A 903-nucleotide genomic window follows, 5' to 3' on the forward strand; every position below is an offset into this window, starting at 1 on the left:
AGCAAGCCGTCAATGTTTCAGCTACGGGGGTCTTACCCTCTACGCCGGGCCTTTCGCATGCCCTTCGCCTACATCAACGGTTTCTGACTCGCCCTGCCGCCGGCAGACGACAGAAGAGAGATCCCACAACCCCGCATGCGCAACCCCTGCCGGGTATCACACACATACGGTTTGGCCTCATCCAGTTTCGCTCGCCACTACTCCCGGAATCACGGTTGTTTTCTCTTCCTGCGGGTACTGAGATGTTTCACTTCCCCGCGTTCCCTCCACATACCCTATGTGTTCAGGTATGGGTGACAGCCCATGACGACTGCCGGGTTTCCCCATTCGGACACCCCCGGATCAAAGCTCGGTTGACAGCTCCCCGGGGCCTATCGCGGCCTCCCACGTCCTTCATCGGTTCCTGGTGCCAAGGCATCCACCGTGCGCCCTTAAAAACTTGGCCACAGATGCTCGCGTTCACTGTGCAGTTCTCAAACAACGACCAGCCACCCACCACCCCACCCCATACAGGACGAGTTCACTGGGACCGGATCCGAAGACACAAACCTCACGGCCGTACCCTCAGATACCCAACAACGTGCCCAACACCCTCGCCTACCCTGGATCGCTTTCCACGCCGAAGCAGTACTCACAACCAGACCAGAACAAGAGTGCCGAATAGTCAACGTTCCACCCATGAGCAACCAGCATCAGACACTCGCCGATGTACTGGCCCCTGAACCGAGCAAGCCCGGCTTAGAAGTGCTCCTTAGAAAGGAGGTGATCCAGCCGCACCTTCCGGTACGGCTACCTTGTTACGACTTCGTCCCAATCGCCAGTCCCACCTTCGACGACTCCCTCCCACAAGGGGTTGGGCCACCGGCTTCGGGTGTTACCGACTTTCGTGACGTGACGGGCGGT

At 58.9% G+C, this 903-nt stretch carries 2 rRNA genes; both read right to left on the reverse strand.

The features are described 5' to 3' along the window. Window positions 1-445, reverse strand: a 23S ribosomal RNA gene (locus AAHZ94_RS34655); the annotation flags it as partial. 310 nt (window positions 446-755) lie between these two features. After that, window positions 756-903 (reverse strand): 16S ribosomal RNA (locus AAHZ94_RS34660); the annotation flags it as partial.

Origin of the sequence: Streptomyces sp. HSW2009 (assembly GCF_040240285.1) — a bacterium.
GTDB lineage: Bacteria > Actinomycetota > Actinomycetes > Streptomycetales > Streptomycetaceae > Streptomyces.